At 66.1% G+C, this 22294-nt stretch carries 25 protein-coding genes; 19 read left to right on the plus strand and 6 right to left on the minus strand.

The window, feature by feature from the left end; translation table 11 throughout:
- Positions 1-83: 83 nt before the first annotated feature.
- On the plus strand, positions 84-710 hold the full coding sequence (locus AC07UW_RS20270; protein ID WP_025878890.1) for a DUF47 domain-containing protein: 627 nt from the start codon (positions 84-86) through the stop codon (positions 708-710).
- Between the two features lie 13 nt (positions 711-723).
- Entirely contained in the window at positions 724-1845 is a 1122-nt protein-coding gene (locus AC07UW_RS20275) for an inorganic phosphate transporter (RefSeq protein ID WP_495212747.1), read from the plus strand.
- A 444-nt stretch (positions 1846-2289) separates the two neighbouring features.
- Here AC07UW_RS20275 and AC07UW_RS20280 read toward each other — a convergent pair whose 3' ends face one another.
- The 3 genes from AC07UW_RS20280 to parE all read right to left on the minus strand — a co-directional run bounded on the left by AC07UW_RS20280 (position 2290) and on the right by parE (position 6585).
- Positions 2290-3786 (minus strand): S10 family peptidase, encoded by a 1497-nt coding sequence (locus AC07UW_RS20280; RefSeq protein ID WP_059063743.1) that lies wholly within the window; start codon positions 3784-3786, stop codon positions 2290-2292.
- 98 nt (positions 3787-3884) lie between these two features.
- On the minus strand, positions 3885-4463 hold the full coding sequence (locus tag AC07UW_RS20285; RefSeq protein WP_495212748.1) for a GNAT family N-acetyltransferase: 579 nt from the start codon (positions 4461-4463) through the stop codon (positions 3885-3887).
- 232 nt (positions 4464-4695) lie between these two features.
- Entirely contained in the window at positions 4696-6585 is a 1890-nt protein-coding gene (gene parE / locus AC07UW_RS20290) for a DNA topoisomerase IV subunit B (protein WP_025878894.1), read from the minus strand.
- A 160-nt stretch (positions 6586-6745) separates the two neighbouring features.
- Between parE and AC07UW_RS20295 the strand changes: the two genes are divergently transcribed.
- From AC07UW_RS20295 to truD, 10 genes are all read left to right on the plus strand, one after another.
- On the plus strand, positions 6746-6979 hold the full coding sequence (locus AC07UW_RS20295) for a hypothetical protein (protein ID WP_025878895.1): 234 nt from the start codon (positions 6746-6748) through the stop codon (positions 6977-6979).
- A gap of 401 nt (positions 6980-7380) precedes the next feature.
- Positions 7381-9045 (plus strand): CTP synthase, encoded by a 1665-nt coding sequence (pyrG, locus tag AC07UW_RS20300; protein WP_025878896.1) that lies wholly within the window; start codon positions 7381-7383, stop codon positions 9043-9045.
- An 88-nt stretch (positions 9046-9133) separates the two neighbouring features.
- Positions 9134-9964: a 3-deoxy-8-phosphooctulonate synthase gene (gene kdsA / locus AC07UW_RS20305; protein WP_012510652.1), complete on the plus strand. Its 831-nt coding sequence runs from the start codon at positions 9134-9136 to the stop codon at positions 9962-9964.
- On the plus strand, positions 9961-10308 hold the full coding sequence (locus AC07UW_RS20310; RefSeq protein ID WP_312965340.1) for a hypothetical protein: 348 nt from the start codon (positions 9961-9963) through the stop codon (positions 10306-10308). Before kdsA ends, AC07UW_RS20310 begins: the two co-directional genes overlap by 4 nt.
- The gene (locus tag AC07UW_RS20315; protein ID WP_495212749.1) at positions 10308-10640 is read left to right on the plus strand and encodes a hypothetical protein; all 333 of its coding nucleotides are present in this window, start codon (positions 10308-10310) and stop codon (positions 10638-10640) included. Before AC07UW_RS20310 ends, AC07UW_RS20315 begins: the two co-directional genes overlap by 1 nt.
- A gap of 97 nt (positions 10641-10737) precedes the next feature.
- Positions 10738-12030 (plus strand): phosphopyruvate hydratase, encoded by a 1293-nt coding sequence (gene eno / locus AC07UW_RS20320; protein WP_495212750.1) that lies wholly within the window; start codon positions 10738-10740, stop codon positions 12028-12030.
- A gap of 4 nt (positions 12031-12034) precedes the next feature.
- Entirely contained in the window at positions 12035-12385 is a 351-nt protein-coding gene (gene ftsB, locus AC07UW_RS20325; RefSeq protein WP_025878900.1) for a cell division protein FtsB, read from the plus strand.
- Positions 12382-13080: a 2-C-methyl-D-erythritol 4-phosphate cytidylyltransferase gene (gene ispD, locus AC07UW_RS20330; protein WP_033830799.1), complete on the plus strand. Its 699-nt coding sequence runs from the start codon at positions 12382-12384 to the stop codon at positions 13078-13080. The genes ftsB and ispD overlap by 4 nt, the downstream gene beginning before the upstream one ends.
- A gap of 34 nt (positions 13081-13114) precedes the next feature.
- Positions 13115-13612: a 2-C-methyl-D-erythritol 2,4-cyclodiphosphate synthase gene (ispF, locus tag AC07UW_RS20335; RefSeq protein ID WP_025878902.1), complete on the plus strand. Its 498-nt coding sequence runs from the start codon at positions 13115-13117 to the stop codon at positions 13610-13612.
- Complete coding sequence (gene truD, locus AC07UW_RS20340; RefSeq protein ID WP_495212751.1) at positions 13609-14640, plus strand: tRNA pseudouridine(13) synthase TruD; 1032 nt, start codon at positions 13609-13611, stop codon at positions 14638-14640. The genes ispF and truD overlap by 4 nt, the downstream gene beginning before the upstream one ends.
- A gap of 98 nt (positions 14641-14738) precedes the next feature.
- On the opposite strand, the gene AC07UW_RS20345 is transcribed toward truD, so the two are convergent.
- Complete coding sequence (locus tag AC07UW_RS20345; RefSeq protein WP_223494772.1) at positions 14739-15278, minus strand: Smr/MutS family protein; 540 nt, start codon at positions 15276-15278, stop codon at positions 14739-14741.
- Positions 15279-15487: 209 nt separating this feature from the next.
- Here AC07UW_RS20345 and surE point away from each other — a divergent pair, with 209 nt between their 5' ends.
- Genes surE through AC07UW_RS20365 form a run of 4 tightly spaced genes read left to right on the plus strand, consistent with a single transcriptional unit; the run spans position 15488 to position 18357 of the window.
- Positions 15488-16267 carry a 5'/3'-nucleotidase SurE gene (gene surE, locus AC07UW_RS20350; protein ID WP_025878905.1) on the plus strand — a complete coding sequence of 260 codons (780 nt, stop codon included), beginning with the start codon at positions 15488-15490 and terminating at the stop codon, positions 16265-16267.
- On the plus strand, positions 16264-16941 hold the full coding sequence (locus AC07UW_RS20355) for a protein-L-isoaspartate(D-aspartate) O-methyltransferase (RefSeq protein ID WP_025878906.1): 678 nt from the start codon (positions 16264-16266) through the stop codon (positions 16939-16941). The genes surE and AC07UW_RS20355 overlap by 4 nt, the downstream gene beginning before the upstream one ends.
- Positions 16942-16960: 19 nt before the next feature.
- Complete coding sequence (locus tag AC07UW_RS20360; protein ID WP_025878907.1) at positions 16961-17575, plus strand: YqaA family protein; 615 nt, start codon at positions 16961-16963, stop codon at positions 17573-17575.
- A complete protein-coding gene (locus AC07UW_RS20365; RefSeq protein ID WP_032976511.1) occupies positions 17572-18357 on the plus strand; it encodes a peptidoglycan DD-metalloendopeptidase family protein in 786 nt (261 codons plus the stop codon). Before AC07UW_RS20360 ends, AC07UW_RS20365 begins: the two co-directional genes overlap by 4 nt.
- A gap of 66 nt (positions 18358-18423) precedes the next feature.
- On the opposite strand, the gene AC07UW_RS20370 is transcribed toward AC07UW_RS20365, so the two are convergent.
- A complete protein-coding gene (locus AC07UW_RS20370) occupies positions 18424-18798 on the minus strand; it encodes an Mth938-like domain-containing protein (RefSeq protein ID WP_032976512.1) in 375 nt (124 codons plus the stop codon).
- A gap of 12 nt (positions 18799-18810) precedes the next feature.
- Positions 18811-19116 (minus strand): ribosome assembly RNA-binding protein YhbY, encoded by a 306-nt coding sequence (gene yhbY, locus AC07UW_RS20375; protein WP_025878910.1) that lies wholly within the window; start codon positions 19114-19116, stop codon positions 18811-18813.
- Between the two features lie 64 nt (positions 19117-19180).
- On the opposite strand from yhbY, the gene rlmE reads away from it, so the two are divergent.
- The 3 genes from rlmE (at position 19181) to AC07UW_RS20390 (ending at position 22101) form a co-directional block, all read left to right on the plus strand.
- On the plus strand, positions 19181-19813 hold the full coding sequence (rlmE, locus tag AC07UW_RS20380) for a 23S rRNA (uridine(2552)-2'-O)-methyltransferase RlmE (protein WP_025878911.1): 633 nt from the start codon (positions 19181-19183) through the stop codon (positions 19811-19813).
- Between the two features lie 66 nt (positions 19814-19879).
- A complete protein-coding gene (ftsH, locus tag AC07UW_RS20385; protein WP_025878912.1) occupies positions 19880-21817 on the plus strand; it encodes an ATP-dependent zinc metalloprotease FtsH in 1938 nt (645 codons plus the stop codon).
- Between the two features lie 98 nt (positions 21818-21915).
- Positions 21916-22101: a hypothetical protein gene (locus tag AC07UW_RS20390; RefSeq protein ID WP_100464731.1), complete on the plus strand. Its 186-nt coding sequence runs from the start codon at positions 21916-21918 to the stop codon at positions 22099-22101.
- Positions 22102-22294 lie beyond the last annotated feature (193 nt).

Raw genomic sequence — 22294 nt, forward strand, 5'->3', positions numbered from 1 at the left:
TGGCAGGGATACCCGTGATGGTCATCTAGCCGTCATAATTCGCACTGGTGCCGTCCTTCCCGCGACGGCTGACAGGTTTCTCAATGTTCTCTCTGCAGACCATTTTCGGTTCCGGCAAACAGTTCTACACCCTGCTCGATGAGGCTGCCGTCGCGGCTTCCGATGCCGCCAAGGCACTGCATTCGATGCTGCGCGACGCCGATCGCCAGCCCGCCCTGGATGCCTTCAAGCTGGCCCGTCTGCGCGAACGCGCGGCCTCGGACAAGATCAGCCAGGCGCTGGTGGACAGCTTCATGACCCCGATCGAGCGCGAAGACATCGAAGCGCTGGGCTCGGCCCTGTACAAGATTCCCAAGCAGATCGAGAAGTTCGCCGATCGCTATTCGCTGGCCACCACCCACCTGGAACACATCGACTTCGCGCCGCGCGCGGCGATGCTCGAGCAGGCCGCTGGCGTGGTGGTGGAGATGGTCGCCGACCTGCGCCACATGAACCTGGACCGGATGACCGCGCTCAACGAGCGCCTGCGCTCGCTGGAAAACGAGGCCGATCGTCTGATGCTCGAGCTGTACCGCGACATCTACTCCGGTCGCCTGGACAACCTGCAGATGTTCCTGCTCAAGGAATTCTTCGAGATCCTGGAAAAGGCCATCGACCGCTGCCGCGAGGCCGGTGTGGTGGCGTACCAGATCGTGTTGAAGAACAGCTGACGGGCCGGTACCGATGCTCACCCTAGTCCTGGTGGTGATCCTGGCCGCGCTCGTCTTCGAGTTCATCAACGGCTTCCACGATACCGCCAACTCCATCGCTACCGTGGTGGCAACCAAAGTACTGTCGCCCGGTTGGGCGGTGATGCTTGCCGCCTTCATGAACCTCATCGGAGCCCTGACCGGCACCGCGGTCGCACTGACCATCGCGTCGGGCCTGCTCAACACCAACGTGGTCGACGTGACCCCGCAGGTGATCCTGTGCGCGCTGCTCGGCGGCATCATCTGGAACCTGATCACCTGGTGGAAGGGCCTGCCGTCCTCGTCCTCGCACGCGTTGATCGGTGGCCTGTGCGGCGCCGGCCTGGCTGCGGCCCACAACAACTGGGACGCGCTGATCTGGTCCGAACGGCTTGGCAGCTGGGCGCAGAACAAGGGCCTGCTGTGGAAGGTGTTCGTGCCGATGATCACTTCGCCGATCGCAGGCTTCCTGCTCGGCATCGCAGTGATGGTGCTGTTGTGGGCGCTGATCGCAGGCCTGGCCAAGATCGGCGGCGCGATCGGCCGGCTGGCACGTCCGCGCATCGTCAATGCGTTCTTCGGCAAGGCACAGATCGCTTCGGCGGCCTACATGGGCTTTGCCCACGGCCACAACGATGCGCAGAAGACCATGGGCATCATCGCGATGACCCTGATCGGTGCCGAGGCGACCGGCGCGTTGAACGACCTGCCGTCGTGGCTGGCCTTCATGCATCCGGACGCGCACGCCGGCGACGGCATTGCCATGTGGATCGTGCTGACCTGTGCGGTGGTTATGGCCGCCGGTACCGCCTCGGGCGGCTGGAAGATCATCAAGACCCTGGGCCACAAGATGGTCAAGCTGCACCCGATCCACGGCTTCGCCGCGGAAACCAGCTCGGCCACCGTGCTGACCCTGGCGGCGCACTTCGGCATGCCGGTATCGACCACCCACAGCATCTCCACCGCGATCATGGGCGTCGGCTTTGCCAAGAACCCGCGTTCGCTGCGCCTGGGCGTGATCGAGCGCATCGTCTGGGCATGGATCCTGACCATCCCGGCGGCAGGCGGCTGTGCTTACCTGATCCTGAAGCTGTTCGAGCTGCTCGGCTGGGCCTGAGTTCCACGCCAATGCTGGAAACAAAAAGCCCGCCGGATTCCGGCGGGCTTTTTTCATGGGCAGATCATTTTCCCGTATCCACGCATGGCGTGGATCTACCGTGTCGACCAAGGTCGACACCTACCAACAGCAGCAGGAAGTCGACACCCACCAACAGCAGCCGGAACCTGTCGAAGGTGGGGTGGGTCCGGTTGCGGGGGTGTCCGCGGCATGGATGCCGCGGCCAAGCCCCCAAGGGTGAGGGCGCTTTGCTTGCGAAGCACTGCTTCGCAAGCGCCCGAACGCACAGCCGCCAGCGGCTGGGCCGGTCTGGGGGTTTACGGCGTCCCCCGCAACCGGGCCCACCCCGCCAAGCCACGGAAAGCCCGCTTTTGACGTTGCCGTTGCCGTTGCCGTTGCCGTCGATTCTGCAGGTGCCGGGCCGCAGGCCCGGCCGACAACCCCTCAATTGCGCTGGAACAACGCCTGCACATCCCTGCGGAACGCCGCCTGGCTGTCAGCCCGGCTGTAGAACATGTGCCCGCCCGGATAGCTGCGCACCTGCACGCGGTCCGGGTTGCTGCCCATCGTCGGCATCTGGTCCACCGTCAGGATCGAGCCCATGAACGGGCAGGACAGGTCATTCCAGCCGTGCACGATCAGCACCTGCAGATGCGGGTCGATCGCCACGGCCTGGCGCAGCTGGGTCACCGCACCTTCGCGCAGGTCACCATTGCGATCCCACAGACGGTTCACGTCGTAGTTCAGTGCCTGGTAGCGCGCATCCACCTTCCAGCCGACCTCGCGGGTGACGAAGTCGACCATCGCGGTGGTGGTCGGGGCGATGATGCTGTCCAGCAGCGGATCGTTGGCGCGCTGCTCCGGATCGTTCGGGAACGGATCGAACGCAGTGACGTTGGAGTCGTAGCGGCTGCCCAGCGTGCCCTTGTCGCGGAACACTTCGCGCAGGTAGGCCTGGGTCTCCAGACGGCCGCCGGCGCGGCGTACGAACTGCGGGTCCAGGCCGGTCAACTCGGCCACCCGGCGCAGCATCGCCTCGGTCGCCTGCGGATCGCTGCGGCCCTTCATCAGCGCGGTGGCGTAGTCACCGCGGGTGTACTCGACCACCTCGCGCATCGCCGCGTCGGTCAGCTTGCCCTGGCGTTCCAGGTGCGCGGCAGCGATCGACGGCAGGGTCTGCATCCACGCCATCGGCGAGACATCGGCGTTGTCTTCCAGGGTCGGGCTCAGGTAAGGCGACACCAGCACCAGGCCGTTCATCGCCACGCCCAGGCGGGTCTGCAGGAAGTGGGTGATGCGCGGGCCGCGATAGCCGCCATAGCTCTCGCCGGTCAGGTACTTGCGCGAGGCCATGCGCTGGTTGCGCAGCAGCCAGTCGTAGATCGTGCGCGAGAGGTACTCGACATCGGCACTGGGCGTATACAGCTGTTTCTTCGCTTCCTCATCGCCGATGCGGGCGCGGCTGAAGCCGGTACCGACCGGATCGATGAACACCAGGTCGGTGAAGTCCAGCCAAGTGCCGGGATTGTCGTGCAGCTTCGCCGGCGCCGATGCGCTGTCGCCTTCCGAACCGAAGGTCACCACCTTCGGGCCGATGGCGCCCAGGTTGAGGTACACAGAAGACGCGCCGGGGCCGCCATTGAGCGCGAAGGTCACCGGTCGGTCCTTGCCCGGCATGGTGTAGGCGGTGAACACCACATCGGCGATCACCTTGCCCTTCGCATCGCGTACCGGCAGGGTGCCGACGGTGGCGGTGTAGTCGAGGGTGCGGCCCGCCAAGCGCATGCTCTGGCGAGCCGACGCATCGGCCGGCAGGGGAGTGGCTTCGGTCTTTTCTTCTTTCGTTTCGGAGGCGCCGTCAGCAGCAGGCGCGGCCAGCACGCAGGCAGGGGCGATCAGCAGGCCGACGCAGAGCGCGGCAGAGTGCAGCAGGAACTTCATGGCACCGGAACGGCAGCGGAAGGGACCCCGATGCTAGGGCGGGGTGCCGCGCACCGTATGTGTCCAAAGGCATGGGCCAGCGTTGTGGCCTGATCCGGTCAAGCGACGGTCGGTGAGCGCGCCGCGTCGTCGGCCAGCAGTCCGTACACGGCCGAGTCGGCCAGTTCACCCTGGATACGCCAACGCTGCCGCAGCAGGCCTTCGCGGTGGAAGCCCAGGCGTTCGAGCACGTGTGCCGAGGCGTGGTTGCGTGGATCGATCTCCGCTTCCACCCGGTGCAGTTGCAGGGTGTTGAACAGATAGGCCAGCACCTGCTGCAGCGCTTCATGCATGTAGCCGTGGCCCTGCCTGCCAGGTGCCAGCAGATAGCCGATTTCCGCGCGCGCCGCGTCCCGATCCAGGGCAAACACCACGCAGATGCCAAGCAGCGGGCCGTCCACCGACTCGCGCAGGGCCAGCTTCAACTGCGTGCCGGTGGCCTGTGCAGCCAGGTCGTCGTCGATCTGCGCGCGTGCTTCGGCCGGACGCGTCCACGCCGGGTGGTTCCACCAGTGCATCACGTCCGGGTCGGACTGCAGGGCGAACAGGGCCGCGGCGTCATCGCGGCGGATGGGGCTCAGCACCAGGCGCGCGCTGTGCAGCGGCAGCCCGGGGAACAGCAGTGAGTTGGCGGGCAATGGGGTCGTCCACGCGGATGAACGCGCATTATGGACCCGCAGGGTTTGCCGATGGCGGCCGATCCAACGGCCCGGTAATGCCGGCCGCTGGCCGGCAGCACGAAGAGGTCCGGTAGTGCCGGCCGCTGGCCGGCAACACGAAGAGGTCCGGTAGTGCCGGCCGTTGGCCGGCAACCCAGGTATCCCGCTGGTTCACGAAAAGCAGCCGGCCAGCGGCCGGCACTACCGGGAATCAGACTTCCAGCGAAGCCAGATCGCCCTTGCTCTCCAGCCAGCCCTTGCGGTCCGACGCGCGCTTCTTGGCCAGCAGCATGTCCATCAGTGAATGGGTCTGCTCGCCATCGTCGATGGTCAACTGCACCAGGCGACGGGTGTCTGGATGGATGGTGGATTCACGCAGCTGCGGCGGATTCATCTCGCCCAGGCCCTTGAAGCGGGTCACGTTGATGGCGCCCTTGATCTTCTCGCGTTCGATCTTGTCCAGCATCGAGCGCTTTTCTTCCTCATCCAGGGCGTAGAACACCTGCTTGCCCACGTCGATGCGGAACAGCGGCGGCATCGCCACGAACACGTGGCCGGCATCGACCAGCGCCGGGAAGTGCTTCAGGAACAGTGCGGTCAGCAGCGTTGCGATATGCAGGCCGTCGGAGTCGGCGTCGGCCAGGATGATCACCTTGCCGTAGCGCAGGCCGCTGATGTCTTCCTTGCCCGGGTCACAGCCGATGGCCACCGCCAGGTTGTGCACTTCCTCCGAGGCCAGCACGCTGTTGGAGGACACTTCCCAGGTGTTGAGGATCTTGCCGCGCAGCGGCAGGATCGCCTGGAAATCCTTGTCGCGGGCCTGCTTGGCGCTGCCGCCTGCCGAGTCGCCCTCGACCAGGAACAGTTCGGTGCGCGACAGGTCCTGGCTGATGCAGTCGGCCAGCTTGCCGGGCAGGGCAGGGCCCTGGGTGACCTTCTTGCGGACGACCAGCTTCTCGGTCTTCAGGCGCGCACTGGCGCGCTCGATGGCGATCTGCGCGATCTTCTCGCCCAGCTCCACGTTCTGGTTCAGCAGCAGGCTGAACGCATCGTGCGCGGCGCCTTCGACAAAACCGGCGGCCTGGCGCGAGGACAGGCGTTCCTTGGTCTGGCCGCTGAACTGCGGGTCGGTCATCTTCAGCGACAGCACGAACGACACGCGGTCCCACACGTCTTCCGGGGCCAGTTTGACGCCGCGCGGCAGCAGGTTGCGGAAGTCGCAGAACTCGCGCAGCGCTTCGGTCAGGCCGGTGCGCAGGCCGTTGGCGTGGGTGCCATGCTGTGCGGTGGGAATCAGGTTGACGTAGCTTTCCTGCACCAGCTCGCCTTCCGGCAGCCAGGCCACGGCCCAGTCCACGATCTCGGTGTCTTTCTTCAGGTTGCCCACGAACAGATCAGCCGGCAGCGACTCGCGATCCCCAAGCTCCAGCTTCAGGTAATCGCGCAGGCCGTCTTCGTAGTACCAGGTGTCGACCTCGCCGGTGGCTTCGTCGGTCAGCTTGACGGTCAGGCCCGGGCACAGCACGGCCTTGGCGCGCAGCAGGTGCTTGAGCGCACGCACGGCGAACTTGGGCGTATCGAAGTACTTCGGGTCCGGCCAGAAGCGCAGGCGGGTACCGGTGTTCTTCTTGCCGACGGTGCCGACCACTTCCAGCGGCGAGGCGCGGTCGCCGTTGCGGAAGGTGATGCGGTGTTCGGCACCGTCGCGCTTGATGTGGATTTCCACCAGGGTCGACAGCGCATTGACCACGCTGACGCCGACGCCATGCAGGCCGCCGGAGAAGGTGTAGTTGTTGTTGTTGAACTTGCCGCCGGCATGCAGGCGGGTCAGGATCAGCTCGACGCCCGGGATCTTCTCTTCCGGATGGATGTCCACCGGCATGCCGCGGCCGTCATCGCTGACCTCCACGCTGCCGTCCTTGAACAGGGTGATCTCGATCGAGCGGGCATGGCCGGCGAGGGCCTCGTCCACCGAGTTGTCGATCACTTCCTGCGCCAGGTGGTTCGGGCGCGCGGTGTCGGTATACATGCCGGGGCGGCGCTTGACCGGGTCAAGGCCGGACAGGACTTCAATATCGGCGGCGTTATAGCGGGCGTTCATCTGTCTTCGAAAGCGTGGAGCGACGGGCAAGTGTGCGGTCTGGACCGGGAATTTGCACGCCTGCGGTTCAGCCTCGTTGGCGGGGAGGGGGTAAAATGGCAACCGCTGGAACCGAACACCGGCGCCCCCCACATCCGAGCCATACCGCGAGGAGGACTCCATGAAGAAGTTGCTGACCATTGCGATCCTGGCTGCCGCCGCTGTTGCAGTGCCGATGGTGCTGGCGCAGAACGCCGGCCAGCCTGCTCCGCAGCAGGGTGACCAGGCCGACAAGGCGCAGTCCGAAGCCGAGGCCAAGGCCAAGCGCCGCGCGCAGGCCAATGCCGAGATGAAGGCCAAGGGCCAGCCGGTGCCGCAGCAGGAAGAAGAGGAAGAGGCACGCAAGAAGAAGTAATTCTTCCGCCCCTCCGAGGCCCTTGCCACAAGGGTTTCCCCCTCGAACGCCCCGCCCAGCGGGGCGTTTCTTTTTGCCGATGGCGCCATCTGCCCCTTGGGTTGGCGGCCATCTATCTGTAAACTATGGCTTTCCGGGAGTAAGTGCGTGTCCACCATTTGCGAATGGGCTGGCACGGCCAAGCGTGGCCTCCAGCAAAGCGGGTCGCAGGTGACGGTCGAAGTGACCGGCACGGCCGCCCCGACCTCGCAGGGTGGTTCCCCGCTGGCGCATTGCGCTGGCCGGGCCCGCGCCTCCCTCGCTGCTCCAGCGAACCGGAAAACCCCCTTTCTGCTCCACGCCCGCCCCCCGGGCAGGCGTGGCGCTGCCGTTTTCCATTTCCAGACAGGATGCTTGCAGCCATGACTCCCTTGATTTTCGTAACCGGCGGCGTGGTGTCCTCGCTCGGCAAAGGTATTGCCGCCGCGTCACTGGCCGCCATTCTCGAAGCGCGTGGCCTGAAGGTCACGATGATGAAGCTCGATCCGTACATCAACGTCGACCCGGGCACCATGAGCCCGTTCCAGCATGGTGAGGTGTATGTCACCGACGACGGCGCCGAAACCGATCTCGACCTGGGCCACTACGAGCGCTTCGTGCGCACCCGCCTGAGCCGCAAGAACTCGGTCACCACCGGTCGCATCTATGAGGAAGTGATCCGCAAGGAGCGTCGTGGCGACTACCTGGGCGCGACCGTGCAGGTCATTCCGCACATCACCGACGAGATCCGTCGCTGCATGGACGAAGCCACCGAGGGCTTCGACGTGGCCCTGGTGGAGATCGGCGGCACCGTCGGCGACATCGAGTCGCTGCCGTTCCTGGAGGCGATCCGCCAGGTACGCACCGAGCGCGGCCCGGAAAAGGCGCTGTTCATGCACCTCACCCTGGTGCCGTACATCGCCGCCGCGGGTGAACTGAAGACCAAGCCGACCCAGCACTCGGTGAAGGAACTGCGCTCGATCGGCATCCAGCCGGACGTGCTGCTGTGCCGTTCGGAACAGCCGGTACCGGATTCGGAGCGTCGCAAGATCGCCCAGTTCACCAACGTCTCCGAGCGCGCGGTGATCAGCGTGCCCGACGTCGATGTGCTGTACCGCATTCCGATGGGCCTGCACGCACAGGGCCTGGACGAGATCGTCATCAACCAGCTGAAGCTGGCCGACAAGGCCGGCCCGGCCGACCTGTCGATGTGGGAAGACGCCGTCGATGCCACCCTGCATCCGCTGGATGCGGTGACCATCGCGGTGGTCGGCAAGTACATCGACCACCAGGACGCCTACAAGTCGGTCGGCGAAGCGCTCAAGCACGGTGGCCTGCGCCAGCGCACCAAGGTCACCCTGAAGTGGCTGGAAGCGCAGGACCTGGAAGGCAGCGACATGTCCGCGCTGGCCGATGTCGACGGCATCCTGGTGCCGGGTGGTTTCGGCGACCGTGGCTTCGAAGGCAAGGTGCTCACCTCGCAGTACGCCCGTGAGCACAAGGTGCCGTACTTCGGCATCTGCTACGGCATGCAGGCTGCGGTGGTCGACTACGCGCGCCACGTGGTGGGCCTGGAAGACGCCAACAGCACCGAGAACGATCGCCAGTCGCCGAACCCGGTGATCGGCCTGATCACCGAATGGCGCACGGCCACCGGCGACGTGGAAAAGCGTGACGACAAGAGTGACCTGGGCGGCACCATGCGCCTGGGCCTGCAGGAGCAGCGCCTGAAGCCGGGCACGCTGGCCCGCGAACTGTACGGCAAGGACGTGGTCGCCGAGCGCCACCGCCACCGTTACGAGTTCAACAACCGCTACCGCACCCAGCTGGAAGACGCCGGCCTGGTGATCGCCGGCAAGTCGATGGACGACACCTTGGTGGAAGTGGTTGAACTGCCGCGCGACCAGCACCCGTGGTTCCTGGCCTGCCAGGCGCACCCGGAATTCCTGTCCACCCCGCGTGATGGCCACCCGCTGTTCATCGGCTTCATCCGTGCCGCGCGCGAGCGCAAGGCCGGCGGCAAGCTGCTGCAGGAAGTGCGCGCCTGACTTGTCATGGGGGCCGCTGGCCCCCATCTTGCTCGCTTCAACCCCAGCGCACCGGCACTGCCGGTGTAGCGGACAACAAGGAAACGCCATGAAACTGTGTGGATTCGAGGTCGGGCTGGACCAGCCCCTGTTCCTGATCGCCGGCCCCTGCGTGATCGAGTCGATGCAGCTGCAGCTGGATACCGCCGGCAAGCTGAAGGAAGTGACCGACAGGCTCGGTGTGAACTTCATCTTCAAGTCCAGCTTCGACAAGGCCAACCGCACCTCCGGCACGGCCTTCCGTGGCCCGGGCATGGAAGAGGGCCTGAAGGTGCTGGCCGAGGTCAAGAAGCAGATCGGCGTGCCGGTGCTGACCGACGTGCACGAATACACCCCGATGGATGAAGTGGCCTCGGTGGTGGACGTGCTGCAGACCCCGGCGTTCCTGGTCCGCCAGACCGACTTCATCCGCAAGGTGTGCTCGGCCGGCAAGCCGGTCAACATCAAGAAGGGCCAGTTCCTGGCGCCGTGGGACATGAAGCCTGTCGTCGAGAAGGCCAAGGCCACCGGCAACGAGCAGATCATGGTCTGCGAGCGTGGCGCCAGTTTCGGCTACAACAACCTGGTCAGCGACATGCGTTCGCTGGCGGTGATGCGCGATACCGGCTGCCCGGTGGTGTTCGACGCCACCCATTCGGTGCAGTTGCCGGGCGGGCAGGGCACCAGTTCCGGCGGCCAGCGCGAGCATGTGCCGGTGCTGGCGCGTGCCGCTGTTGCCGTGGGGATTTCCGGCCTGTTCGCCGAAACCCATCCGGACCCGTCCAAGGCGCTGTCCGACGGCCCCAACGCGTGGCCGCTGGACCAGATGGAAGCCCTGCTCGAGACCCTGATGGAGCTCGACGCGGTGACCAAGAAGCACGGCTTCTCGCGCTTCGCGTGAGCCAGCACCCGCAGGCGGCGCTGGAGATCCAGCGTCGTCGCCGGCGCTGGCGGCAGTGGCCGTGGGGCCCGATCGCACTCGGCCTGGCATTGCTGTCGGTGTCCGGTGTATTCGCCATCGGCATGCTGTTCGGTGCCGGCATGCGCCCGTCGAGTGCCGGCGGTCCAGTAGTGAACCTGATGCCCTTCGTCATCGCCCTGGCGGTGGCCGAAGTGCTGACCATTTCCGCAGGGCTTTTCGCCGCAGTGCTCGGCTGGCGCCTGAACCGGGGCAGGGTTACCGCTGCGCTGGCGATGGTCGTGCTGTCGCTGTGGGCGGGCATCCTGTTGCACGATCTTCTTTGATGAATACGATGCCTGAACCCTCGCGCAGCTGGCCGTGGGGCCTGATCGCCCTGTTGCTGTCGGTGCTCGCCTGGGGCGGCTTGCTTGTGGGCGTGCTGGCCTTCGCCGCCAGCTTCCGTCCGCCGGGGGATGGCAACAACGGCGTGCAGGCCATGCAGTACTGGATGCTGGGCGCGCTGGTCACGCTGGTGCTGTCCTTCGTGGGCAGCCTGGTGGCGATGGTCATGGCCTGGCGACGTCGGCGCGGGCCGGTGTGCGCGACCATTGCCGGTGCCCTGCTGGTGATGCTGGTGTCGCTGGTGATGATCGTAATCGGGTCCAGCTGGGGCTGATGCCCATCACGCCATTTGGCAAGTGAGGGGTAGCCGGGGATAATCACGCGGCATTCGTTTTTGTCGCCCCCTCTCCATACAGGTAACCGGCCCGACCATGAGTACGATCCGCAGCATCCATGCCCGTGAAATCCTCGACAGCCGTGGCAACCCCACGCTGGAAGCCGAAGTCACCCTGGAGGACGGTTCGTTCGGTCGCGCCGCGGTTCCCTCCGGCGCATCGACCGGCACCAAGGAAGCGGTGGAGCTGCGTGACGGCGACAAGACCCGTTACCTCGGCAAGGGCGTGCGCAAGGCCGTCGACAACGTCAACGGCGCCATCGCCAACGCACTGAAGGGCTTCGAGGCTACCGACCAGGCCGGCCTGGACCGTCGCCTGATCGATCTGGATGGCACCGAGAACAAGGGCCGCCTGGGCGCCAACGCACTGCTGGGTGTTTCCATGGCCGCCGCGCACGCCGCCGCTGCCTCCAGCAAGCAGGCACTGTGGCAGTACCTGGCCGCCAAGACCGGCGCGACCCCGTCGCTGCCGGTGCCGATGATGAACATCATCAACGGCGGCGCGCACGCCGACAACAACGTAGATTTCCAGGAGTTCATGGTGCTGCCGGTCGGCTTCACCTCGTTCTCCGAAGCGCTGCGTGCCGGTACCGAAATCTTCCATTCGCTGAAGTCGGTGCTGAAGGGCCACGGCCTGAGCACGGCGGTGGGCGACGAAGGCGGCTTCGCGCCGGACTTCCGCAGCAACGTCGAAGCGCTGGACACCATCCTCGAAGCCATCGGCAAGGCCGGCTATACCGCCGGTGAAGACGTGCTGCTGGGCCTGGACGTGGCCTCCAGCGAATTCTTCGAGAACGGCAAGTACAACCTGGTCGGCGAGAACAAGCGCCTGACCTCCGAGCAGTTCGTCGACTTCCTGTCTGACTGGGCCGCGCAGTACCCGATCATCACCATCGAAGACGGCCTGGCCGAGAACGACTGGGCGGGCTGGAAGCTGCTGACCGATCGCATCGGCAAGAAGGTGCAGCTGGTCGGCGACGATCTGTTCGTCACCAATCCGAAGATCTTCCAGGAAGGCATCGATTCGGGCACCGCCAATGCGATCCTGATCAAGGTCAACCAGATCGGTACCCTCAGCGAAACGCTGGAAGCGATCGCCATGGCCGACCGTGCCGGTTACGCCGCCGTGGTCTCGCACCGTTCTGGTGAAACCGAGGACACCACCATCGCCGACATTGCGGTGGCGACCACCGCCACCCAGATCAAGACCGGCTCGCTGTGCCGCAGCGATCGCGTGGCCAAGTACAACCAGCTGCTGCGCATCGAGGAAGCCCTCGGTGCCGGCGCGCGTTACGCTGGTCGTGACGCGTTCGTGTCGCTGAAGCGCTGAGCCGATGCGCGACTGGCGCTGGCTGCTGTTGTTGCTGGCCCTGCTGCTGGCATGGCTGCAGTACCGTTTCTGGTTCGGCCCGGGCAATTCGGGTGAAGTGATGATGCTCGAAGCCCAGGTCGCCAACCAGGAGCGGGACAATGACGGTCTGCAGCAGCGCAACGATGCGCTTGCTGCCGAAGTGAAGGACCTCAAGGAAGGCCAGTCCGCCATCGAAGAGCGCGCGCGCAGCGAGCTGGGCATGATCAAGCCCGGCGAGAAGTTCTATCGCGTCGTGGAAGATGCACCGACGCGTCCGGCGCAGCCTGCGCCGGTTGCGGCCCCGGCCGGTGACCATCCGGCGGACGTGCCATGAGCGCGGCGATCTGGGTGGTTGTTCCGGCCGCAGGGCGCGGCACGCGTTTTGGTGCGCCGTTGCCCAAGCAGTACCTGCAGGCGGGCGGGCAGACCCTGCTCGCCCACACCCTGGACGCACTGCTGGCACACCCGGCCGTGGCCGGGGCGATGGTGGTGATCGGTGCGGACGATGCCGACTGGCCGGGCTGGAGCGAATGGGCCGGAAAGCCGGTGCTGACCTGCACCGGTGGCGCCACCCGCGCCGCCTCGGTGCTGGCGGGGCTGCAGGCCTTGCCGGACAGCGTGCGTGCCGATGAATTCGTGCTGGTGCACGACGCGGCGCGTCCGAACCTGTCGCAGGCCGATCTTGGCCGCTTGCTGGAAGTGGGCCGCACCGATCCGGTCGGCGCCATCCTGGCCGCGCCGGTACGCGACACGCTCAAGCGTGCTGGCGACGATGGCGGCATCGATGGCACCGAGCCACGTGAGCGCCTGTGGCGTGCACTGACGCCGCAGCTGTTCCGCCGTCACCAGCTGATCCGCGCATTGTCCGAAGCGGCCGCTGCCGGTATCGACGTCACCGACGACGCCATGGCCATGGAGCGCCAGGGCCAGCGCCCGCTGTTGGTGGAAGGCAGCGAGGACAACTTCAAGGTCACCACGCCGGCCGATCTCGATCGTTTCGAATTCGTACTCTCCCGCCGCGCCGGCTGACCGCCCGCGCGGCCCTGCTGCAAGGGCTGCATCCATGAGCACCTCCCCGTTCCCGCCCGTCCGTATCGGCCAGGGCTACGACGTCCATGCCTTCGGTGAAGGCGACCACATCATGCTCGGTGGCATCGCGGTGCCGCACAGCTGCGGCGTGCTCGCCCACAGCGACGGCGACGTCATCCTGCACGCGTTGTGTGACGCCATGCTCGGTGCGATCGCGCTGGGCGACATCGGCCAGCACTTCCCGCCCACTGACGACCGCTGGAAGGGCGCGGACAGCAGCGAGTTCGTGCGCCATTGCGATGGCCTGCTGCGCGAGCGCGGCTGGCGTGTCGGCAACACCGACATCACCGTGATCTGCGAACGGCCCAAGGTCGGCCCGCATGCGCTGGCCATGCGCGAGCGCATCGGTGAACTGTTGCAGCTGCCGTTGGATGCGGTGAGCGTCAAGGCCACCACGTCCGAGAAGCTGGGCTTCACCGGCCGTGGCGAAGGCATCGCTGCGCAGGCGGTCGTGCTGCTGGTGGCCGCATGATCCCGTTGCCGCTCGCGTTTGGTGCGCCGCTGCTGCAGGCGCGCATCCGCACCACGCCGGAAGATTTCCAGGTCGATGAGTTGCCCGCTTTCGAAGCGACCGGTGAAGGCGAGCATCTGCTGCTGCATATCCGCAAGCGTGGCGCCAATACGGTGCACGTGGCCAAGGTCCTGGCCAAGTGGGCGGGCCTGCCGGAAATGGCGGTCAGCTACGCCGGCATGAAGGATCGCAACGCGGTCACCACCCAGCGTTTCAGCGTACATCTGCCCAAGCGCGTCGCGCCCGATCTAGCCGATCTGGCTAGTGACGAGATCGAGGTGATCGACTCCACCTGGCACAACCGCAAGCTGCAGCGCGGTGCGTTGGCGGGCAACCGCTTCAGGCTGGTGCTGCGCGATGTGCAGGGTGACGCGGCGGCAATCGACGAGCGCCTGCAGCAGATCGCCATGCGCGGCCTGCCGAACTGGTTCGGCGAGCAGCGCTTCGGGCGCGATGGCGGCAACGTTCCCGCTGCGTTGGCGATGTTCGGTGGCCGCCGCATGCGCAAGGACCAGCGTTCGCTGCTGTTGTCGGCGGCGCGTTCGGCCTTGTTCAACCGCGTGCTCGCTGCACGCGTGGAGCAGGGCAGCTGGGACCAGCCGCTGCAGGGCGAAGTGTGGATGCTGGACGGCAGTCGCAGCGTGTTCGGCCCCGAGCCCTACAGCGACGTGCTGGCCGAGCGCCTGGCACGTTTCGACATCCACCCCAGTGCTCCGTTGTGGGGCGAGGGTGAACTGCGTAGCAGTGACGCGGCCCGTGAGCTGGAACTGGCAGCACTGGATGATGACGAATCCAAGGCGCTGCGCGCCGGCCTGGAAGAGGCGCGGCTGAAGCAGGAGCGGCGCGCGCTGCGTCTGCGTCCGGCGCTGCTGCAGCACCAGTGGCTGGCCGATGATGTACTGGAGTTGTCCTTCGCGCTGCCGCCGGGCTGCTATGCCACTGCGGTCCTGCACGAGCTCGGTCCGGTCGAAGACGCGTCGCAGGCCTGACGGAAATGGTGGCGGAGGCGAAGAGCATCCACGCATGGCGTGGATCCACTTTCCTCCGCCCGCCACAGTAGATCCACGCCATGCGTGGATGCGTTACCTCAACGCCGCGCCAGCAGCACCAGCACTGCGCCGGTCCCGCCTTGCCCGGTCGGGGCGGAATGGAAGGCCAGCACGTCGTTGCGCAGGCGCAGCAGCCGGTCCACCAGGTTCTTCAGCACCGGCGCACTGCCATCGGACTGCAGGCCCTTGCCGTGGATGATGCGCACGCAGCCGTACTCGTGGGCGTGCGCCTCCAGCAGGAACTGGCGCAGCATCATCTCGGCCTGCGCGGCGGTGGCGCCGTGCAGGTCCAGTTCGTCCTGCACCGAGTACTGTCCGCGCTTCAAGCGCTGGAACAGGCGTGGCGGCAGGTTGTCGCGCCTATAGCTGGCAACGTCGCCCGCTTCCAGCGGGGCGTTGTCGCGCAGCAGCCGAGCGAACTCACCGGCGGCTTCTGCGTCGTCGCGCTCGGCCATGCGCGCGCGCGGCTTGGGCCTCGGCGCAGCAGGCGCGGGCTCCACTTCCTTGCGCAGCGGCGTCACTTCGCCGATGGCTGCACGGAACAATGCAGCCGGATCTTCGTCTTCAGGGTGCGACATGCGCACAGGTTAAACCGCTTGCGCGGGTCTGCCTATGACCGTTCGGTGTCGGCCGTGACCGCAGACAGGGTAGGACCCAGCGCCCGCTTGCGGCACAATAGTCGGCGCACTTGCGGAGCTGCCGCCTCCTTGGAGGAGAAGGGCCGGCTTCGCCCACGTTGCAAGGTGACGGGATCGAATTCTTGGAAAATCAAGCGGTTAAATCGAAGATGCGCATCCTGGTCAGCAATGATGACGGTGTCGACGCGGCGGGCATCCGGATGCTTGCATCCGTGCTGCGCGAGGCCGGGCACGAAGTCACGGTGGTCGCACCCGACCGCGATCGCTCCGGCGCCAGCAATTCGCTGACCCTGGATCTGCCGATCCGGCTCAAGCGCATCGACCACTACACCGTGTCGGTGGCCGGCACGCCCACCGACTGCGTGCACCTTGCGCTGACCGGCCTGCTCGAATTCGAGCCTGACATTGTCGTGTCCGGTATCAACAATGCCGCCAACCTCGGCGACGACGTGATCTATTCCGGCACCGTCTCGGCGGCGATGGAAGGTCGTTTCCTCGGCCTGCCTGCAGTGGCGGTGTCGCTGGTGACCCGTAACCACGACCCCAAGCATTTCGAGACGGCGGCGCGTGCCGCAGTGGAGATTGTTGCCCGCCTCAAGGCCGATCCGCTGCCGGCCGACACCATCCTCAACGTCAATGTGCCGGACCTGCCGTGGAGCGAGGTCAAGGGCTTCGAAGTCACCCGCCTGGGCAACCGTCATCGCGCCGAAGGCTGCATCGCGCAGAAAGACCCGCGCGGCAACGAGGTGTACTGGATCGGTCCGGCCGGCCGCGAGCAGGACTCCGGCCCGGGCACCGATTTCCATGCGGTACGCACCGGCCACATTTCGATCACCCCGATCCAGGTTGACCTGACCCGCTACCAGGCACTGGAAAAGGTCGCCAGCTGGGTCGGCGGCCTCAGCGCCGCGCTGGACCGGCCGGCATGAGCCCACGCCTGCGCCTGCAGCCGGAAGCAGTCGGCATCGGCATGACATCGCAGCGCGTGCGCGACCGCCTGGTCGACCGCCTGCGCGAAGCCGGCATCGTCGACGAGTCGACGCTGAACGCGATCCGGGTGGTGCCGCGCCATCTGTTCATCGATGAGGCCCTGGCCTCGCGCGCATATGAAGACACCGCGCTGCCGATCGGCCACGGCCAGACCATTTCCCAGCCGTGGGTGGTGGCGCGGATGACCGAGGCCGTGCTGCAGGTGGCGCCGAAGAAGGTGCTCGAAGTGGGTACCGGCTCCGGCTATCAGGCCGCAGTGCTTGGTGCGCTGGGGCTGGAGGTCTATACCGTCGAGCGCATCGGTGACCTGCTGCGGCAGGCGCGCAAGCGTTTCCGCGCGCTGGGCATGAACATCCGCACCAAGCACGACGACGGCCGCGTGGGCTGGGCCGAGCATGGCCCGTTCGACGCCATCGTGGTTACCGCCGCCGCACCGGCACTGGTCGATGCGCTGGTCGAGCAGCTGGCCGCAGGTGGTCGCTTGGTCGCCCCGGTCGGTGGCGCGGGCGCACAGTCGCTGGTGCAGCTCGACCGCAAGGATGACGGCAGCATCGAACAACGCGTGCTGGCACCGGTCACCTTCGTGCCGCTGCTGTCTGGCATGCTCGATTGAATCCACGGAGCAGGGTTGCATGAAGATTTTCGGGCCGCTGTACGAGCGGGCAATGAAGTGGGCTGCGCATGAGCGCGCGCCGACCTATCTGATGGTGCTGAGCTTTTTCGAAGCCATCATCTTCCCGGTGATGCCGGAAGTGATGCTGGCGCCGATGTGCGTGGCCCAGCCCAAGCGCGGCTGGTGGTTCGCCACCCTCAGCCTGGCCGGCTCGATGGTCGGCGCGCTGATCGGCTACGCGCTGGGCCACTATGCATTCGAAGCGGTCAAGCCGGTGTTCGAGGCGCTGGGCATGCTGCCGGCGATCGAGCAGGGCATTGCTACCGTGCAGGCGAAGATGGTGGAGTCGCCCTGGGCGGTGTTCACCTTCCTGGTACTGGGTGGTTTCATGCCGATTCCGATGAAGGTCTTCACGTGGGCATCGGGTATCGTCGGCGTGCCGATGCCGCAGTACCTGTTGAGCATGTTGATCGGTCGTGGCAAGCGCGTGTTCGTGCTGGCTGCGGTCATCCGTATCGGTGGTGCGCGCGCCGAAGCAGCGCTGCGCCGATGGATTGAACCGCTGGGCTGGATCGCCACCGCGTTGGTGGTGGTGCTGATCGCCTGGCTTGTATGGAGGTCGAAGTTCGCATGAGTGCAGATCGTCTGAGCAAGGGAGTGCGCATCGGCGCGCTGGCGTTGCTGGTATCCACCCTGGCCGCCTGTGGCACCGCCACCGTGGTCCGGCCCAGTGGCGGCGGCAGCAGTGGCGTCAGCACGCCGAAGACGTCGGTGCCCAAGCCGGGGCAGACGGTGGTCGTGCGCAAGGGCGACACCATCTATGCGCTGGCCCGCATCCACGACATCACGCCGGCCGACCTGATCGCCTGGAACAACCTGGACAACCCGTCGACCATTTACCCGGGGCAGGTGATCCGCCTGTATCCGGCCGGTTCCGGTGGCGGCCGTGCGCCGACCACCGTGGTCACCGCGCCGCGTCCGGCTGGCAGCACGTCTGGCGGCAGTACCGCGCCGACGCCGGGTCCGGCTGGTCCGGTCAAGAGCAACATCGCCTGGCGCTGGCCGGCCGATGGCGCAGTCGTGGGCCGCTACGTGGCCGGCGATGCGACCAAGCAGGGCGTGGACATCGCCGGCACCAGCGGCGCGCCGGTGAAGGCCACGGCCAATGGCGTGGTGGTGTATTCCGGCGCCGGCCTGGTCGGCTATGGCGAGCTGATCATCATCAAGCACAGTGACCAGTGGCTGTCGGCCTACGGCCACAACCGCAAGCGCCTGGTCAATGAAGGGCAGAGCGTGAAGGCCGGCGAGCAGATCGCCGAGATGGGCCGTACCGGCGCCAACCGGGACATGCTGCACTTCGAGATCCGCTACAACGGCAAGCCGGTCGACCCGCAGCAGTATCTGCCGGCGAAGTGACCGGACATTCGCCCGCCTTGCGGGCGGATCACGGGAGCGCCGGGCCATGCCCGGCGGCCTGGGGCCTCAGCCTTCCAGGATGAAGGCGGCCGCGACCTTGCGGCCTTCGCCGGCAAGGATGTTGAAGGTGCGCGCGGCAGCCGGATTGTTCATCACTTCCAGGCCGATACCACGCGACAGGCAGGCGGCCATGACAACCGCCGGCGGAAACGCCTGGCGCTCGCCGGTGCCGAGCAGTATCAACGCCGGCTTCAGTGCCAGGATCGGCTCCAGGTCAGCCACCTGCAGCGCCGCGACATCGGTCACCGGCCACTGTTCGACCAGCTGGTCCGGGGTTAGGAAGAAGCTGTTGCCCAGAACGCGATCATTCACCCGTGCCGAGCGACCGTCAGCGGCGCGCAGGCTGTAGGCGTAGTCGGGCAGTTCGTGGTTCAGCTGCATGGCAGGGTCCGATCAGCCGCGCGGCAGCACGATCTGGCGGTGTTCCTTGCTCGGGCGATACAGCACGGCCACATGGCCGATACGCTGCACCAGCGCACTGTCGGTGGCCTGCACGATCTCGCCGATCATCACGTCGCGGGCGTCACGGTCTTCGGCGGCAACCTTCACCTTGACCAGTTCGTGGCGTTCCAGCACTTCGTTCAGCTCGGTCAGGAAGGCCGGAGTGACGCCCTTGCCGCCGGTCTGCAGCAGGGCCTTCAGGTCGTGGGCTTGGCCGCGCAGGAAACGGGTCTGGGAAGGGGTCAAGGCAGTGGGCATGCAGAAAACACGGTTGAATGGGACGATCAGGGTATCATGGCGACCCCATCAGCCCCTATTTCCAATGGCTACCCGCAGCAAAAGCAGCCAGCGCTGGCTCAAGGAACACTTCTCCGATCCCTTCGTGAAGAAGGCCCAAGCCGAAGGCATGCGCTCCCGTGCGGCCTACAAGCTTGAAGAACTGCTCGAACGTGACCGGCTGCTGAAGCCGCACATGGTGGTGGTTGACCTCGGCGCGGCCCCGGGCGGCTGGTCTCAGCAGGTGCGGAGACAGATCGGCGATACCGGCCGCGTGCTGGCCCTGGACATCCTCGACATGCCGCCGCTGGCCGGCGTGGAGTTCCTTCACGGTGACTTCAGGGAAGAAACCGTCCTATCGCAGTTTGAAGCCATGCTCGGGGATCAGCCGGTAGACCTTGTGCTGTCGGACATGGCCCCCAATAAGAGTGGTGTGGACGCGGTCGACCAGCCGCGGATGATGCACCTGGCGGAGCTGGCCATGGATTTTGCCGACAACCACCTCAAGACTGGTGGGGCGTTCCTGATCAAGCTGTTCCAGGGCGAGGGCTTTGACGACTACGTGCGCGACATGCGCCGCCGGTACGACAAGGTCTCCATCCGCAAGCCGGAAGCCTCGCGCAAGCGCTCTCCCGAGGTGTATGCCTTGGGTCAGGGAAAACGCGCCCACATGAAGTAAGCTCGACCCCGTAAGTTCGACCCCAACGCAACGCCAGCACTAAGAGGAACACCGGAGCCAATGAGGATGAACGACTTGACCAAGAACCTCCTGCTATGGGTGGTCGTCGCCGTCGTGCTGATGGTGGTCTTCCAGAGCTTCTCGCCCAAGACCTCGGGGGCCGGGGCGCAGGGCGCTTCGTACTCGCAGTTCCTGGACCAGGTGGACACCGGCAACGTGCAGAAGGTCGCCTTCGGCGGCGATACGCGCGGCGGTACCAGCCAGATCACCTACACCACCCGTGGTGGACAGTCGTCCACCATCACCGCACCGTTCGATCGCGACCTGATCAACGTGCTGCGCACCAAGAATGTCGAGATCGTGCAGGAAGAGCCGTCCAGCGGTATCTCCCTTGGTGCGATCCTGATGAATTTCCTGCCGGTCATCCTGATCATCGGCTTCTGGTTGTTCATCATGCGGCAGATGCAGGGCGGTGGCGGCGGTGCCAAGGGCGCGATGTCCTTCGGCAAGTCGCGCGCCAAGCTGCAGGGCGAAGACCAGATCAAGGTCACCTTCGCCGATGTTGCCGGTTGCGACGAGGCCAAGGAAGAAGTCGGCGAACTGGTCGATTTCCTGCGTGACCCGTCCAAGTTCACCAAGCTCGGCGGCAAGATCCCGCGCGGCGTGCTGATGGTCGGTCCTCCGGGTACCGGCAAGACGCTGCTGGCCAAGGCCATTGCCGGTGAAGCCAAGGTGCCGTTCTTCTCGATCTCCGGTTCGGACTTCGTGGAAATGTTCGTCGGCGTCGGCGCCAGCCGTGTGCGCGACATGTTCGAGCAGGCCAAGAAGCACGCGCCGTGCATCATCTTCATCGATGAAATCGACGCCGTCGGTCGCCACCGTGGTGCCGGCCTGGGCGGCGGTCATGACGAGCGCGAGCAGACCCTGAACCAGCTCCTGGTCGAGATGGACGGTTTCGAAGGCGGCGAAGGCGTGATCGTGATCGCCGCCACCAATCGTCCGGACGTTCTGGACCCGGCGCTGCTGCGTCCGGGCCGCTTCGACCGCCAGGTGGTGGTCGGTCTGCCGGACGTGAAGGGCCGCGAGCACATCCTCAAGGTGCACATGCGCAAGTTGCCGCTGGCCGACGACGTCGTGCCGATGGTGATCGCGCGTGGTACTCCCGGCTTCTCCGGTGCGGACCTTGCCAACCTCTGCAACGAGGCAGCCCTGTTCGCCGCCCGTGGCAACGAGAAGGAGGTCCGCATGGACCACTTCGATCGTGCCCGCGACAAGATCCTGATGGGTGCCGAGCGCCGCTCGATGGCCATGAGCGAGGAGGAGAAGACCCTCACCGCTTACCACGAAGCCGGTCACGCCATCGTCGGTCGTTTGGTGCCCGAGCATGACCCGGTCTACAAGGTCACCATCATCCCGCGCGGCCGTGCGCTGGGCGTGACCATGTACCTGCCGGAAGGCGACAAGTACTCGATGAACCGCGTGGCGATCCAGTCGCAGCTGTGCTCGCTGTACGGTGGTCGCGTGGCGGAAGAACTGATCTTCGGTACCGACAAGGTCACCACCGGTGCGTCCAATGACATCGAGCGTGCCACCAAGATGGCCCGCAACATGGTCACCAAGTGGGGCCTGTCCGAGCAGCTCGGCCCGATCGCCTATGGCGAAGAGGACGATGAGGTGTTCCTGGGCCGTTCGGTGACCCAGCACAAGAGCGTGTCCAACGACACTGCCCGTCGCATCGACGAGGAAGTGCGCAACATCCTCGACAAGGCGTACGCCCGCACCACCGAGCTGCTGACCGAGAACATCGACAAGCTGCACACGATGTCGCAGCTGCTGCTGCAGTACGAAACCATCGATGCGCCGCAGATCGACGCGATCATGGAAGGTCGTGATCCGCCGCCGCCGATGGGCTGGAACAAGTCCAACAAGGATGGCGGCAACAACGACAAGGGCGGCGATGCCCGTCCGTTGCCGCCGATCGCCGGTCCGGCCGAATCGATCTGACGGCCTGCCGTACGCAATGCAAGACGAGGCCGGGGCAACCCGGCCTTGTTGTTTCCGGGCCCCGGCCCATCCGATCCCGACCGTCCGCTGGAGTCCGCATGTCCGCCCCCAAGCCTGAACCGATTTCCCACACCGCCGAGATGGTGATCGCCACCGTAGTCGGCGTCGCTGTCGGCCTGACCGTGGACAATCTGCTGCTGGGCTGTGGCGTGGGTATTGCGGTGGGCATCCTGCTGAGCATCATCAAGACGCTGTACGTGGACCGGAAGCGTCGGCGCAAGTAGGGTTCTGCGGCCGGGCTGCGCCCGGCACCCACGGTAGTGCCGGCCGCTGGCCGGCAACCTCAACAGCAACAGCAACAGCCGGCATTCCGTGGGATGGCGGGGCGGTGTCGGATTGCGGGGACGCCGTGAACCCATCCTTGGGGGCTTGGCAGCCGCATCCATGCGGCTGACACCCCGCAATCCGACACCGCCC

This window comes from Stenotrophomonas sp. GW821-FHT02D01 (assembly GCF_059421765.1).

Coding starts and splice junctions, on each gene's coding strand:
- AC07UW_RS20270 (WP_025878890.1), top strand. CDS start 84: ATGTTCTCTCTGCAGACCATTTTCGGTTCCGGCAAACAGTTCTACACC.
- AC07UW_RS20275 (WP_495212747.1), top strand. CDS start 724: ATGCTCACCCTAGTCCTGGTGGTGATCCTGGCCGCGCTCGTCTTCGAG.
- AC07UW_RS20280 (WP_059063743.1), bottom strand. CDS start 3,786: ATGAAGTTCCTGCTGCACTCTGCCGCGCTCTGCGTCGGCCTGCTGATC.
- parE (WP_025878894.1), bottom strand. CDS start 6,585: ATGAACGCCCGCTATAACGCCGCCGATATTGAAGTCCTGTCCGGCCTT.
- AC07UW_RS20295 (WP_025878895.1), top strand. CDS start 6,746: ATGAAGAAGTTGCTGACCATTGCGATCCTGGCTGCCGCCGCTGTTGCA.
- pyrG (WP_025878896.1), top strand. CDS start 7,381: ATGACTCCCTTGATTTTCGTAACCGGCGGCGTGGTGTCCTCGCTCGGC.
- kdsA (WP_012510652.1), top strand. CDS start 9,134: ATGAAACTGTGTGGATTCGAGGTCGGGCTGGACCAGCCCCTGTTCCTG.
- AC07UW_RS20315 (WP_495212749.1), top strand. CDS start 10,308: ATGAATACGATGCCTGAACCCTCGCGCAGCTGGCCGTGGGGCCTGATC.
- eno (WP_495212750.1), top strand. CDS start 10,738: ATGAGTACGATCCGCAGCATCCATGCCCGTGAAATCCTCGACAGCCGT.
- ftsB (WP_025878900.1), top strand. CDS start 12,035: ATGCGCGACTGGCGCTGGCTGCTGTTGTTGCTGGCCCTGCTGCTGGCA.
- ispD (WP_033830799.1), top strand. CDS start 12,382: ATGAGCGCGGCGATCTGGGTGGTTGTTCCGGCCGCAGGGCGCGGCACG.
- ispF (WP_025878902.1), top strand. CDS start 13,115: ATGAGCACCTCCCCGTTCCCGCCCGTCCGTATCGGCCAGGGCTACGAC.
- truD (WP_495212751.1), top strand. CDS start 13,609: ATGATCCCGTTGCCGCTCGCGTTTGGTGCGCCGCTGCTGCAGGCGCGC.
- AC07UW_RS20345 (WP_223494772.1), bottom strand. CDS start 15,278: ATGTCGCACCCTGAAGACGAAGATCCGGCTGCATTGTTCCGTGCAGCC.
- surE (WP_025878905.1), top strand. CDS start 15,488: ATGCGCATCCTGGTCAGCAATGATGACGGTGTCGACGCGGCGGGCATC.
- AC07UW_RS20355 (WP_025878906.1), top strand. CDS start 16,264: ATGAGCCCACGCCTGCGCCTGCAGCCGGAAGCAGTCGGCATCGGCATG.
- AC07UW_RS20360 (WP_025878907.1), top strand. CDS start 16,961: ATGAAGATTTTCGGGCCGCTGTACGAGCGGGCAATGAAGTGGGCTGCG.
- AC07UW_RS20365 (WP_032976511.1), top strand. CDS start 17,572: ATGAGTGCAGATCGTCTGAGCAAGGGAGTGCGCATCGGCGCGCTGGCG.
- AC07UW_RS20370 (WP_032976512.1), bottom strand. CDS start 18,798: ATGCAGCTGAACCACGAACTGCCCGACTACGCCTACAGCCTGCGCGCC.
- yhbY (WP_025878910.1), bottom strand. CDS start 19,116: ATGCCCACTGCCTTGACCCCTTCCCAGACCCGTTTCCTGCGCGGCCAA.
- rlmE (WP_025878911.1), top strand. CDS start 19,181: ATGGCTACCCGCAGCAAAAGCAGCCAGCGCTGGCTCAAGGAACACTTC.
- ftsH (WP_025878912.1), top strand. CDS start 19,880: ATGAACGACTTGACCAAGAACCTCCTGCTATGGGTGGTCGTCGCCGTC.
- AC07UW_RS20390 (WP_100464731.1), top strand. CDS start 21,916: ATGTCCGCCCCCAAGCCTGAACCGATTTCCCACACCGCCGAGATGGTG.